This window comes from Alkaliphilus transvaalensis ATCC 700919 (assembly GCF_000621485.1).
GTDB classification, from domain to species: Bacteria; Bacillota; Clostridia; order Peptostreptococcales; family Natronincolaceae; genus Alkaliphilus; species Alkaliphilus transvaalensis.
Genome location: NZ_JHYF01000013.1, coordinates 69,697 through 82,942, shown reverse-complemented (window position 1 = coordinate 82,942; position 13,246 = coordinate 69,697). Strand labels below are relative to the sequence as shown.

Below are 13,246 nucleotides of genomic sequence, written 5' to 3'. Positions count from 1 at the left end.
ATTTATGGAGCAGTTAGTTTTTGTATAAATATTACTAGAAGAATTAAAGAGTTTAGTAAAATAAACCGACATTGTATATATATGGTACTAAATATAAGATGAAAGGAAGAACTTTATGAGTATTGGAATTAATCTTACTTACCAAGGTGTAGTTTCTGCTAGATATGCTGAAGGAAACATGAAAACCAATAACTCCCTATTGGCAGGACAAACTATTTCGGGAGAGTTAAATGGTGAAGCTTTTTCTCTTACCATATCAGATGAGTATATTGAGTTAAATAATTCTATGGAACAATTTTTGTTAAATGATTATAATGTGAAAAAGGCTGATCCAAATGACGTTTTTTCTTATAGACCACGAGACCAATGGTTGGTCTTTAGTCAGTATTTACATGATAAAGGTGGATTCGAGGGGATGACAAATCAAGAAGCATATGAGTTAGAAAATATCCTTAAACAGATCACCGATGGATTAGATAGTTTGACATCTACAGGTATTAGTTTTAGCGGAACGAATAAACAGTTAACTTCCCATGAAGCACGTTTGGAATTGATAGCATCAACAAAAGCTTTAGAACTTTTTAGTGAAAAATATTTAACTGATGATTTAAAGGAAGGTTTTGATTCCCTGATAGAGGATTATGTTGAACATAATGAGAAAAAAGTAAGGGGACATCTATCTATTGAAGAAAAATTTTATCAAGCTAGATCTAAATTATCAGCCACTAACGTTAGTCTTCCAGCAACGCAACGAAGAGAATTAGATATTACGAATACAATGGCATTAGCACAACTGGAGGAAGGTTCTTTAGATAAGTTGTTAAATACTTATAGAGATTTGCTAGTTGAAGTAAAGGATCAATCGGATTTATTAATTAGTATAGAAAAAATGAAAGAAAAAGCTATTGAATCAGTTGTCGAAAGGGTAAATCGACCTTATCAAGAAGCTGTTACTGAAAGAGTGGATGCCCTATTATCCGATACATTAAATAGAATAACCAATTATTTTGCTTTACTATTATAGCATCTATAGCATTAATTTCAAAAAAAAATAGTAAAAAGAGATTATCCCTTAGACAATATCGTTTAAGGGATTTTTTTTACTTTAAGTTTGTCTTTTTTTGATTTTGATAAGGAAAAAGAAGAATTATCAGTTTATTAAGAATTTTGTAAAAATTGCGTAAAAAAAGAAGGAGATTTTAATTATGAATAGAACTACAAATTAATAGAAAAATTTACTGATTTTATAACACAATGTAAAAAGCAAAAATTGATAGAGTCTTTTAAACTTTTAAATAGGGTAATTAATTATTAGCAGTTCGGTGAAAGTGGTGTTCATATAACACTGTATTAGTTAATACTAATGATTACATTAGCCCACAGGTGTTTTATTAAAAAGATAATATATGATTTGTTACTTAGATAAATTGTAAAGGAGGTGCTTATATGGGGACTCATTTTCTTGTTTTATGACTTGTTTATAAGTTTTAGTTATTAGTTATTTTTTATTCTAAATTATAAGGAGGTTATTAGTATGGCTAAAAGAAAATATTTTATATTATTATTAGTTATGGTTTTAACGCTAGCATCAATATCAACAGTTTATGGAGGTAAGTTCATCGGAAATCCAAGTGATTTACCTGTAGGTGGTTGGTTTGAAGGAAATACCCCCTCCAATCTTGATCCTAATAAACCCGTTCTATTGTTTGTTCATGGCTTAAACAGTGATTATAGCACCTGGACTGACGGTTCTAATAGTATGTACAATAAAGCCCTTAGCGAAGGGTATCAGACGGTGTTTATTAATTTACATCCCGATAAAAATATGTGGACAAATGGTGCCTTATTGGCTACAAAAATTCAAGAAATATATAACGAGTATAATAAAAAAATAGTTATTGTTTCCCATAGTAAAGGTGGTTTGGACACCCAATCTGCATTAATTCATTATAATGCCCATCCTTATGTATCAAACGTGATAACATTAGGAAGCCCCCATTACGGATCTCAATTGGCAGATTTAGCCTATAGCAGCTGGGCATCGTGGTTGGGAGCGATTCTAGGCCAAAAAAATGATGCCACAGAGAGCTTACAAACGGGATACATGAGCTATTTTAGAAGCGTTACAGACTCAAATAGCAACAGACTACGAAACAATTATTATACATTTGCAGGTACTTCTACTGGTTCATTTTTCTCTGCCCTTTATTGGGGAGGGCTTTACCTATCTTCCTATGGACCCAATGACGGAGCAGTGGTTGTAAACAACGCTTACCTGCCTTATGGAAATATGGTAAGAATAGCTAACTGGGATCACTATAATCTTACCCATGGGAATACAACTTTTGATTGGTTTAAACCATATCTTACTACTACACTAGGGACGCTTAGTGCTAACGACATAGTTGAAGAGGTGAGAAGTCATAGTGTTGCCAGTAAAGTAGTTGCTGATACTTTAGTTAGGGGTAACCTTCTTAGTAAAGAAACTTCTAAAGAGGTTTTCTTTGTAGAAGAGGGGGTTGATAGTATTACAATTAACTTCATTTCAAATACACCTATAAAATCAAATCACATAAGAATAACTTCCCCAGATCAAAATAAAAAATTTGATTCATGGACTGTTAATAAAGACCAGAATTACTTTAAAGGTGCCTACCATCACACAATTGAAATTAATAATCCGATGGAAGGCGAATGGAGTTTAGAAATTATAGATAACAAATATTTTTCTTCTAGTAATGCTAAAGGGAAAAATAAGGATATAACTGATTCTGAGACTGCTTATTTAATGACAGTTACATATCAGTCAGATCTAGCTTTAAATATTCCTATGGAAGAGATCATATATGCTATTAGTGATTCTGTTTTAATATCTGATGATACTATAATGATGAAATCCAGCTCTTCAGACCTACTATCTAATTTAGACATTATATCAAAGAAGATGGAATTTATTCCTGTAGACCATCACGATCATGAAATAATTTCGCTAGAGGTAAATTCGAATGAAGATATTGAAATGGGTGATTTAGTGAGATTTAACAATGCTATTAAAAATAATAAAGGGATACTTAATATTACGCTGGATATTAGTGGATTTAATAATTCAAGTAGTAAATTTCAAAGAACTGTCATAAAAAGTATATTTATAGATGACGAAGGTAATATCTACTACTAAAATTTTTAGATTTTAAACTTCTTAGATTTCTGTAGATTTCCTTCAGGGACCTCATCAATTTTACTTTTAAAAAATAATAAAATTAAAAATAAAATTAACTAATGTTAAGTAATTAGTTCCTTGCTAGAAAGAATTAACCATAAAGAATTCTTCTAGCAAGGAACTTTGTTTTAAAAGTCAAATATGAAATTTACATAAAAAAGTAAACATAAATATATAAAAATGTAATTTTATATTGACTTGAAGGTAATAGATCTTATATAATTATTACATAACTTTTCTGAAAAGTTAAACAATAGTGAAGTTTAAATATATATGCCGTATTTAGAACATAGCAATATCATAACTGCATTAAATTAATTTTTAAATATCATGTTAATGAAAATTATAACCTTTTAAATAATCAAAGTGAATTTACATACAAATGTAATGATGTCAATATTTTTGTTGACAATTTTCTTGGAACAAAATGCAAACGTTAACAATTGTAGAATTATAAATAGCATGTTGAATTAAAGAACTTTATGCAAACGTTAACAATAGCTTGATTACTCTTTAAAGATGATAATCCATAAACTAAATAAATTATTTGAATAGTTTGATACAATTATCTTCTCTTAAAAGGAAAGGAGGTATGAAGGGATTTAAAAAACTTATTGGAAAGGGGGATTGTAGAAAGATCAAAATGATTTAAGCAATGAGTATCTTACAAAGGGAGGAATTAGAGATGAGAAAATCAAAAATATTTAGTTTTCTTTTGTGTTTTACTATGATTATGACTTTAATGGTTGGAGGTATTGGGTCTCTGGCAGCTTGGGCGAATACACTAATATTTCAAGAGCAATTTAATGGAGCAACGTCAAATAACTTTTTTACAACGGGATACCGCTCACTTCCAGGAGATTCTTCTAAGCCAATGTACATCAATACGGGAGGCACACTTAGTCTATCTAATAACAGACTTACCCTCAATGGTGGAAGAATGACCATGGGTGCAAAAGGTAGCAACTCTACCACCAGTAGTTATACACCAGGAGGCGTATTTGATCTTTCAAGACCTTACCGTATTACAATAAGAATAGCTCAAACAGGTGGCGATACCAGTAAAAAATTTCAAGTAACAGTAGACAACAATACAACTAGTGGGTCCAGCTCGATTCACGGAAGTAGTTCAAGAATCTATGATGAAAGCATTAGAAATATTACAACAGGTGATCTTGTAATTGAATCAAATGTGGGGACTAGAGAATCCTTTATCGGGATTCGTAATGAAAGTAATTCGACAGTAGTAATCGATGAAGTTAAAATTGAGTATTTAGATGGATCAGGACAACCAGGGAATCCAGAAAATCCTGGTACAGAAATGCTACTTTATTCTGCGCCAAATGCACCTACTAATGGGGCTGGTACTTTGGCAAATCCAATCGCATTAACAGAAGCTATTAAGAAAATTGCACCAGGTGGTGTAATTTATTTAAGGGGAGGCCAATACCGTTATAGTAATCAAATTACCATAGAACATGGAAATAATGGTAGGGCAGGTCAACTAAAGCAGATGGTTGCATACGGAAATGAAAAACCGATATTGAACTTTTCTTCACAGCCTTATAATTCTAGTGATCCAAGTAGAAATGCTAGAGGACTACAGTTAGATGGAAATTATTGGAAAATAAAAGGAATTACCTTCTATGGATCAGCAGATAACGGTCTATTTATATCAGGAAGTAATAATATTATAGAAGGTTGTATAGCAGAAGCTAATAGAGATACTGGAATTCAGCTAGGGAGAAGAAACTCTTCTCTAACGAATATGAGGGATTGGCCTTCAAATAACTTAATATTAAATTCTACATCTTTTAATAATGCAGATCCAGACAATTATGAAGATGCAGACGGCTTTGCAGCGAAGTTGACTACAGGTCCAGGAAATGTATTTGATGGATGTATTGCCTACAACAACGTAGATGATGGGTGGGATCTATTCACTAAATCTGATACAGGTCCAATTGGTTCAGTTACCATAAGAAATTCCATTGCCTTTAATAATGGTATTACAACTAGTGGTGTCAACAGTTCTGGAAGCGACGGGAATGGGTTTAAACTTGGAGGATCAGGAATCGCAGTAGATCACCTTGTAGAAAATTCTATTGCTTTTAATAATAAGGCCCATGGATTTACTGATAATAGTAATCCTGGTAGAATAACTTTAATTGATTGCACAAGCTTTGATAATAGTAAAGCAAGTGCAGGGTCTAAGAGTAATTTTGATTTTGCAAGACATTCCTATTCTGATAATACATTTATAAATCTATTGTCTTTTACAACAACAATAGGAGTAACAGGTAGTGATAAGTATCGTGGAACAGCAACTAGTAGCGTATTTTACAATTCAAGAAAATACTATCAAATAACGAATCAAATGAGGGTAGACCAAGCTAACAGTTCAACTAGAGGAACAGAGATTGCGCCTCCTACCACTAGTGAATTTGTTAGCCTAGCCGTACCAACCAACCTAAAAAATATCCATGAAACATGGAGAAACGCTGATGGTAGTATCAACATTGGAAACTTCCTTAAATTAGCTAATAACAGTAGATTTAAGGGAATCGGTGTAGGTGGTCGAGATCTTGGTGCAAATTTAACTAGATAACTACATCAATTTTATAAAAGGGGCTGTCCATAATGGGCAGCCTTTTATGGTTACCGTTATAGCTTCTCTGTACTAATTAATGCTGAAGGATCCAATTCTTTTTTATAGTCCTGCATTAAATTATAACTTAAACCAATAAAAATAAAAATACCTCCAATAACTTTTCCAATTGATAGTTGATTTAAGGTGGCAAAATCAATTAATATTCCCGCAAATAATTGTCCTATAAAAAGAAGAAGGGTTAAATAAAAGACAGGTATCTTATAAGACAGATAGCTTGAGAGGGAAACAACGACAACACCAACAGCACCACCAAAGTAAGCCCATATAGGAGCAGATACGAGGGTATTGAAGGATAAATGAGTAAATTCATTACTAAAAATTAAGAAAAGAACAGAAAATAACCAACCGACAGCAAAATTGAAAAAGGTACTCTGTATTAAACCAATCTCCTTTGCAAGACTGGCATTAAACATACGAGATAAAACAATTGTTACCCCTGATAAAATAGATAATACGATAGCTATATAAAACATGATAGAACCTCCTAAAAAGCAATCATTACAACAATGCCTACTAAAATAAATAATAATCCAATACATTTTTTTCTTTGAAATTTTACAACTTTGCCCCCCATTAATCCCAAGTGATCAATTAAAATAGAGGCTAAGGACTGACCTAATAGGCCTAAGGCTAGGGGGATGGTGATACCTAAAGAAGCAAAGCTGATGTTGGTAAAAAGGACTGTAAATACCCCTATTGCACCACCACTATAGAAATAAACGGGAATGTTCTTTTTAAATTTAATTTGCTCTCTATTAAATATCAAGATGAATATAAGGGCTACTAGCCCGACTGAGTGAATAATCACATTAGAAGTATAATTATTAAGTGAATTAGCTAGGCTTCCATTAAACATAATCATTAAAGATATAAGTCCACCAACTAATACAGAAAAAATACTAATCATATAAAACTCCTTTCTGTTGCATGCTAACAATAATTTAGCATAAATTGATTGAAAAGGAGTATGACATATGTCATATTAAATATAGAAGATGTAATTGAAATAGAGATGGAGGTGGCGTTATGCGGAAGGTTAATGATTCAAAACGTTTAAATGATTTTATAAAACAATACAGTATAAATCAATTGTTTACAAAGGATATGACCTCAATTATGGAGCTCTTTCTGTTTAAAAAAAATGATTATATTTGCCGGGAAAGTGAAAAAATGCACTATATTTATTTTTTTGTTGAAGGAAGGGCTAAAGTATATACCACCTTAAGTAATGGAAAATCTTTATTGTTATGTTTTTATGAGGGGTTTAAGATCTTGGGGGATGTTGAATTTTGTGGCATTGAAAATGCTTCTTCAAATGTTCAAGTGGTAAACGATGCTTATTGCATTGGAATTGCTATGGAAAAGGCAAAGGTGAATTTGATAGAAGATGCAAAATTCTTGAGATATATTTGCAGTTCATTAGGCAATAAGCTGAATCGTTGTTCGAAAAATAGCTCAATCAACCTATTATACCCATTAGAAAATAGGCTTGCTAGTTACATATTAGCAATTGGAGAGCGCTTAGATGATAAAGATGATTATAAAATTGAGGTATATGAGAATTTCAGTGAGCTGGCAGAATTGTTAGGCACAAGTTACAGACATTTATTAAGAACAATAAATCAGCTTACTGATAAGAGAATCATAAAGAAAAATAGAAGTTCTATAGAGGTAATTAATCGAAAAGAGCTAGAAGAATTAGCTGCAGATTTATATAAGTAAGAATACATAAAAAACAGCCTTCTAAAGGAAAATTAGAAAGCTATTTCTTAGTTTTTCAATTTATTATTCGTTAATGTGTATGGTGGCCTTCAGCATCTTCTTTTGTTTCATGAACCGTGCCCCGTGGGTGTTCTGGGGGAGCATAAATAGAATATAACTTAAGGGGGTTACAACCTGTATTAATAAGATTATGCCATTTACCGGCAGGGATCAATATTGCGTAATCATCAGAAACCTCCGCTCTGAAATCTAAGCAATCTTTACTGTCTCCCATCATAACAATCCCTTGACCTTCTTCAATTCGAATGAATTGATCATGATCAGTATGAATCTCTAAGCCTATGTCATCACCTACGTTGATACTCATCAAGGTAAGTTGTAAATATTCTCCTGTCCATAGAGCGGTGCGGAAAGTATTATTTTGCTTAGTAGCTTCTTCAATATTAACCACATAAGGTTCTGGGCCATAATCCTTTAATGGAATATAGGGTTTTGGTACATCAGGATAACATTTTGGTGGAGTAGGCCAGTGGGGGTAGGGATACATTCTATAGTCATGATACATATTGTAAGGATGTTGCATATGTGGGTTAGGATAATAAGGATACGGGTTTACAGGGTAAGTATAATACATGTTTTTCATCCTCTCATAGACTTTTTATAGTATAGTATGCTAATTCTATAAAAGAGGTGCAATTTTAATTCTAAAATATAAAAAACATTTATGATCTCTGTAGGGAGAAAATCCAGCAGAAAATCCAGATGAACTATAAAGGAAATCAACATGATATATTTAAAAATTGGAAGTTTTGAGTGGTTGATTATTAAGTTGTCTTTAGCTAACCCCACATAACTTGGCAGAAAAAGTCGGATTAAGCATTTCTAAATTTGATATTCTATTGATGAGAGGAGGTCATTTAATTGGATATGCTAAAAAGTATGAATGAAGCATTAGGTTATATAGAAAAGAATCTGACAAACGATATTGACTATAAGGAAGTTGCTAGGCGGGCATGTTCTTCAGAATATCATTTTCAACGAATGTTTTCCTTCCTTGCTGGGATAACACTGTCAGAATACATTCGACGAAGAAGGTTAACGCTAGCAGCCTTAGAGTTGAGTAATAGCGATTTAAGAGTTATCGATGTCGCTATAAAATATGGATATAGTTCACCAGATTCTTTTACGAGGGCTTTTCAAAACTTGCATGGGGTAATTCCATCGGAAGTTAGAAAGTATAGTCAATTGTTAAAGGCCTATCCTCCAATGACCTTTCAATTATCTATTAAAGGAGGAAGTGAAATGAATTACAGAATTGAAACAAAAGAATCTTTTCAAATTGTGGGGATTAAAAAGAGAGTTCCAATTATATTTAATGGTGTAAATCCAGAAATTGCAGCTATGTGGGAAAGTTTAACTGATGAAAGTATTAAAATGCTTAAAGCGCTTTCAAATGAAAAACCCCACGGGTTAATTAGTGCATCAACAAACTTTTCAGAAGAGCGAATGGAAGAAAAGGGAGAGCTAGATCATTATATCGGTGTTGCAACGACGAAAGAGTGTCCAAATGAATTTACCCAACTTGAAGTTGCTGCTTCAACTTGGGGGGTATTTACATCGGAAGGACCTTTCCCTGATGCACTACAAGAAGTTTGGGGACGAATCTATTCCGAATGGTTCCCATCTTCCAATTATGAACAGGCAGAGGGACCAGAAATTCTGTGGATCGAAGAGAAAGATCTAAGTTCGCCAAATTGTAAAAGTGAAATATGGATACCTGTAGTAAAAAAGAAATAAAAGAAATAAAAGAAATAAAAGAAATAAAAGAGATAAAGAGATAAAAGAGATAAAAGAGATAAAGAAACGAGAAACATCTATCTGAAAAAATGATATGCTCCCTTTATGGTGGACAGTAAAAGAATCAAAACTGCCATCATGAGGGGAGTAGACCATAAGGATAGGTGTTTTTTTATGTCCTTTATGGTTAATGCTAAGTTGATATATTGAAGTAATATAGAAAATGATATACTAAGAATAAACTAAGCATAAAAGAATTTTAAATTTATACCATAGAAGCAGGATAAGGGAGGTAAGATTAAATGGATAGAATATTAATTATAGAAGATAGTATTGATGTTAATAAAATGATAGCAGAAGTTTTAATAGATGGGGGCTATCATGTAAAATCAGTATATAATGGAATAGATGGAATTACTGAAATTAAAAACAATGCATATGATTTAATTTTACTAGATATTATGCTTCCTTACAAAAGTGGAGATGAGATACTTAAAGATTTAAGAAACTTTTCAGATGTACCAGTCATCGTCATTTCAGCAAAGGACTTAGTTGGAGTAAAGATTGACCTTTTAAAGCTAGGTGCTGATGATTATATTACAAAGCCCTTTGACCTAGGCGAGGTTATTGCAAGGGTTGAAACTAATCTTCGACGTTATCGAAAAAGTGGTAATGAGGGCAGCCTTTTTAAATATAAGAACATGATCTATGATAACAATTTAAAACGACTTTCTATTAATGGTATTGATATAGAATTAACAGCTAAAGAGCACATGATTTTAGAACTATTGCTAAAAAATCCTGGGAAGGTTTTTACAAAATCTAATTTGTATGAATCTATTTGGCAGGATCAATACATGGGGGATGAAAATGCCGTAAAAATCCACATAAGCAACTTGAGAAATAAGTTAAAGAAGGTAAATCCCAATGATGAGTATATTGAGACTGTATGGGGACTAGGGTATAGACTTTTTAAGGAATAATTATCTAATTCCATACAATTTCTTTCTTTTCTAAACCTTTTCTAAACCTTTTACCATTACACTTATAGATAGAAAGGACAGGTGAAGGATAATGAATAAATGGGTTCTAAAAACAAATAACCTGACTAAGAGCTATCGTGGTGTGAAGGCACTTGATGATGTGACGATTACTTTAGAGGCTGGTAAAATATATGGACTAATCGGACAAAATGGAGCTGGAAAGACTACGCTAATGAGGCTTGTAGCAGGTCTTAGTTTTCCAACCAGTGGCAGGATAGGGCTTTTTGGCCATGAGGGAGAGCAGGCTTTACAATTAGAACGAAAAAGACTTGGTTGTATGATCGAACATCCTAGTCTTGTTCCCAATATGACAGCACAGGAAAATATAAGATTTCAAAGGATTATGAAGGGAATACCTAATCAGGAAATAGAGAGAGAACTGTTAGAATTTGTGGGCCTTGATGATACAGGAAAGAAGAAGGTAAGGGATTTTTCTCTTGGTATGAAGCAACGTTTAGGTATTGCTGTTGCCTTAATCGGAAATCCCGAGTTTTTAATTTTAGATGAACCAATCAATGGACTTGATCCTTTAGGGGTAGTAGAAATTAGGAATCTACTAAAAAAACTGTGTGAAGAACGCCAAATGACCATTTTAATATCTAGTCATAATTTACCAGAACTTTATCAAACTGCAACAGACTATATTATTATTCATAAAGGTGAAATTAAGAGAAGTTTAACCTTATCAGAACTAGAACAAAGCTGCAAACATCATCTTCTGATCAGTTGTCAGCAAACTGAAAAGCTAGTAAGTATTCTAGAAATTAAATTGAATACTTCTAATTATAAAGTGATGCCAAATAAAACTGTTAAGCTCTATGATTATTTAGATCAAAAAGAAAAGGTGTCCGAAGTTCTCTTTGAAAATGGAATTATTGTAACAAACCTTTCTCATGAAGGAGACACCCTAGAAGATTACTTTATTTCCATTGTAGGAGGTGGCAAGCATGTATAATCTGGTAGTAGCTGATTTTTACAAATTGCGTAAATCAATGGTAATAAAGATTCTATTTGGAATAACATCTCTAAGCTCAATAGCTATGGCATTGATGGCATACTTGATACCCCAGGGCAAGATTAGCAGTAGTTTAACTGGAATTGGATTTATGTTTTCTGATATTAATATGGTGAGTATTCTAGGGGCAGTAATTGCAGGTGTTTTTATCTGTGGTGATTTCGAGAATAAAACAATTCATGATGCTATTTCTACAGGTTTTAATAGAGGTACTGTCATCATTAGCAAAGTAATTGTCTATTTCTGTTCAATAGGGCTTATATTATTACCCTATGCAATTGTAACAATAATTGCCCTTAGCACAGGATTTGAATTTAGTATGGGATCAGTGGCAATAGGATTTTTAAATATGTTAACTGCTGATACTATGGCAGTCTTCTCAACATCGACAATAGGACAATTATTAATAACAATGTTGGTATTAACTATTGTATATATGGCTCAATTGAGTATCTGCGTTCCTTTGGCTTTTATATTGAAGAAACAAGTTTATGTTGTAGCAATATACTATGGATTGTCGATCTTGAGTGGTCAATTGATGCTACTGGCCGATAGTTCTTCTATTTTTAATCAAATTTTTACAAGAACCCCCTTTGGAGGTAATCATGCTTTTTTAACATTAGACACAGTAGCATCTGATATTCTAAAAGCTCTAGGGGTAAGTTTTACCTTTATTATTTTAATAATTATTGTAACCTACACGTTATTTAGAAAAGCAGAAATTAAGTAGTCGAAAGGCTGGTGATAATTTTGGTAATCGTAGCTGGCATTTTAAGCATTTTATTAATATTAAGTTTATCGTATATTCTTTTTCTTCAGTTGCAATTACGCAATATAAATCGCCAGTTAACTAAACGGTTAGAAGAAAAAACACGCCAGCCTTTAACAGTGGAATTATTTAATCGAGACCTTAATGCATTGGTAGTTAATATTAATAGGTGCTTAAAGGAGGAAGAACTTCTCCGTCTTGACAGTAGCCGTGAAGAAAAAGCCTTTAAAGAAGTAATTGCTAATATTTCCCATGATTTAAGAACGCCCCTTACAGCCATAAGGGGATACCAGCAACTTTTAGAGAAGGATCATTTAACCGATAAACAGAGGGTAAGGCTACAAATAGCTCAAAAACATGCAAAAGAGTTAGAGGGATTAATAGAAAACTTTTTTAAGTACTCATATTTAGTTACTTCAGACTTAAAGTTAAATAGTCAATGTATTGACCTAACAAATCTTGTTATGGAGGGACTTGCTGAATCTGTAGTGAATCTTGAAGTAAGTGGGCTAAGGATTAACTTTCAAGATGGACCCCAGATATTTGCAATGGTAGATCAGTATATGACCACAAGGATCATTCAAAATCTCATTCAGAATTGTATCGATCATTCAGCTGGTGATATTGAAGTAAGTGTATCAGCTGAGGATTGGGCTATCATTTCCTTTAGAAATCCAGTAAATGATAAAAACAAAATAGATATTGATAGGGTATTTGACCGTTTTTATACTGGCGATCAAGCAAGGAGCAGAACAACTGGACTAGGTTTACACATTGTACAGCACTTGGTTCAGGAGATGGGAGGCAGTGCAGGAGCATCTATTGAGAATAATATAATAGAAATCTGGCTGAGACTGCCTTTATGTTAAGAATCTCATATCATATCAATAAATAATAATTAGCAGGTGTAATTCCAGTAGCTATCATAATGTCATAATATCTATTGTTGTAAATAAGCTGAAAAATAAGGATAACTCGATAGAAATTAATAGATTTAAAGTTCTATAAT

The 13,246-nt window shown here is 32.7% G+C and carries 12 protein-coding genes; 9 read left to right on the top strand and 3 right to left on the bottom strand.

From position 1 onward, the window contains the following. Nucleotides 1-115: 115 nt before the first annotated feature. The 3 genes from T335_RS0110070 to T335_RS20380 all read left to right on the top strand — a co-directional run bounded on the left by T335_RS0110070 (nucleotide 116) and on the right by T335_RS20380 (nucleotide 5,828). The gene (locus T335_RS0110070; protein ID WP_051569254.1) at nucleotides 116-1,024 is read left to right on the top strand and encodes a hypothetical protein; all 909 of its coding nucleotides are present in this window, start codon (nucleotides 116-118) and stop codon (nucleotides 1,022-1,024) included. Between the two features lie 510 nt (nucleotides 1,025-1,534). Then, nucleotides 1,535-3,178 (top strand): esterase/lipase family protein, encoded by a 1,644-nt coding sequence (locus tag T335_RS20385; protein WP_051569253.1) that lies wholly within the window; start codon nucleotides 1,535-1,537, stop codon nucleotides 3,176-3,178. Nucleotides 3,179-3,905: 727 nt separating this feature from the next. Next, nucleotides 3,906-5,828, top strand: a complete 1,923-nt coding sequence (locus T335_RS20380) for a right-handed parallel beta-helix repeat-containing protein (RefSeq protein ID WP_051569252.1) — start codon at nucleotides 3,906-3,908, stop codon at nucleotides 5,826-5,828. Between the two features lie 56 nt (nucleotides 5,829-5,884). Here the strand turns inward: T335_RS20380 and T335_RS20375 are convergent, their stop codons facing one another. Next, nucleotides 5,885-6,364 carry a DMT family transporter gene (locus tag T335_RS20375; RefSeq protein ID WP_034328222.1) on the bottom strand — a complete coding sequence of 160 codons (480 nt, stop codon included), beginning with the start codon at nucleotides 6,362-6,364 and terminating at the stop codon, nucleotides 5,885-5,887. Nucleotides 6,365-6,375: 11 nt separating this feature from the next. Next, complete coding sequence (locus tag T335_RS0110050; RefSeq protein ID WP_026477435.1) at nucleotides 6,376-6,798, bottom strand: DMT family transporter; 423 nt, start codon at nucleotides 6,796-6,798, stop codon at nucleotides 6,376-6,378. Between the two features lie 119 nt (nucleotides 6,799-6,917). On the opposite strand from T335_RS0110050, the gene T335_RS0110045 reads away from it, so the two are divergent. Further along, nucleotides 6,918-7,613 (top strand): helix-turn-helix domain-containing protein, encoded by a 696-nt coding sequence (locus tag T335_RS0110045; protein WP_026477434.1) that lies wholly within the window; start codon nucleotides 6,918-6,920, stop codon nucleotides 7,611-7,613. Between the two features lie 70 nt (nucleotides 7,614-7,683). On the opposite strand, the gene T335_RS0110040 is transcribed toward T335_RS0110045, so the two are convergent. Next, nucleotides 7,684-8,247 carry a cupin domain-containing protein gene (locus tag T335_RS0110040; RefSeq protein WP_156943666.1) on the bottom strand — a complete coding sequence of 188 codons (564 nt, stop codon included), beginning with the start codon at nucleotides 8,245-8,247 and terminating at the stop codon, nucleotides 7,684-7,686. Between the two features lie 293 nt (nucleotides 8,248-8,540). Here T335_RS0110040 and T335_RS0110035 point away from each other — a divergent pair, with 293 nt between their 5' ends. The 5 genes from T335_RS0110035 (at nucleotide 8,541) to T335_RS0110015 (ending at nucleotide 13,106) form a co-directional block, all read left to right on the top strand. Next, nucleotides 8,541-9,410 carry an AraC family transcriptional regulator gene (locus T335_RS0110035; protein WP_330371222.1) on the top strand — a complete coding sequence of 290 codons (870 nt, stop codon included), beginning with the start codon at nucleotides 8,541-8,543 and terminating at the stop codon, nucleotides 9,408-9,410. 302 nt (nucleotides 9,411-9,712) lie between these two features. Further along, entirely contained in the window at nucleotides 9,713-10,393 is a 681-nt protein-coding gene (locus T335_RS0110030; protein WP_026477431.1) for a response regulator transcription factor, read from the top strand. A gap of 91 nt (nucleotides 10,394-10,484) precedes the next feature. Then, on the top strand, nucleotides 10,485-11,408 hold the full coding sequence (locus tag T335_RS0110025) for an ABC transporter ATP-binding protein (RefSeq protein ID WP_026477430.1): 924 nt from the start codon (nucleotides 10,485-10,487) through the stop codon (nucleotides 11,406-11,408). Then, the gene (locus T335_RS0110020; protein ID WP_026477429.1) at nucleotides 11,401-12,198 is read left to right on the top strand and encodes an ABC transporter permease; all 798 of its coding nucleotides are present in this window, start codon (nucleotides 11,401-11,403) and stop codon (nucleotides 12,196-12,198) included. The genes T335_RS0110025 and T335_RS0110020 overlap by 8 nt, the downstream gene beginning before the upstream one ends. An 11-nt stretch (nucleotides 12,199-12,209) precedes the next feature. Further along, nucleotides 12,210-13,106: a sensor histidine kinase gene (locus tag T335_RS0110015; protein WP_242837280.1), complete on the top strand. Its 897-nt coding sequence runs from the start codon at nucleotides 12,210-12,212 to the stop codon at nucleotides 13,104-13,106. Nucleotides 13,107-13,246: the final 140 nt, after the last annotated feature.

Excerpts from the sequence above, each read along its gene's own strand:
- T335_RS0110070 (WP_051569254.1), top strand. The coding sequence starts at position 116 with ATGAGTATTGGAATTAATCTTACTTACCAAGGTGTAGTTTCTGCTAGA.
- T335_RS20385 (WP_051569253.1), top strand. The coding sequence starts at position 1,535 with ATGGCTAAAAGAAAATATTTTATATTATTATTAGTTATGGTTTTAACG.
- T335_RS20380 (WP_051569252.1), top strand. The coding sequence starts at position 3,906 with ATGAGAAAATCAAAAATATTTAGTTTTCTTTTGTGTTTTACTATGATT.
- T335_RS20375 (WP_034328222.1), bottom strand. The coding sequence starts at position 6,364 with ATGTTTTATATAGCTATCGTATTATCTATTTTATCAGGGGTAACAATT.
- T335_RS0110050 (WP_026477435.1), bottom strand. The coding sequence starts at position 6,798 with ATGATTAGTATTTTTTCTGTATTAGTTGGTGGACTTATATCTTTAATG.
- T335_RS0110045 (WP_026477434.1), top strand. The coding sequence starts at position 6,918 with ATGCGGAAGGTTAATGATTCAAAACGTTTAAATGATTTTATAAAACAA.
- T335_RS0110040 (WP_156943666.1), bottom strand. The coding sequence starts at position 8,247 with ATGTATTATACTTACCCTGTAAACCCGTATCCTTATTATCCTAACCCA.
- T335_RS0110035 (WP_330371222.1), top strand. The coding sequence starts at position 8,541 with ATGCTAAAAAGTATGAATGAAGCATTAGGTTATATAGAAAAGAATCTG.
- T335_RS0110030 (WP_026477431.1), top strand. The coding sequence starts at position 9,713 with ATGGATAGAATATTAATTATAGAAGATAGTATTGATGTTAATAAAATG.
- T335_RS0110025 (WP_026477430.1), top strand. The coding sequence starts at position 10,485 with ATGAATAAATGGGTTCTAAAAACAAATAACCTGACTAAGAGCTATCGT.
- T335_RS0110020 (WP_026477429.1), top strand. The coding sequence starts at position 11,401 with ATGTATAATCTGGTAGTAGCTGATTTTTACAAATTGCGTAAATCAATG.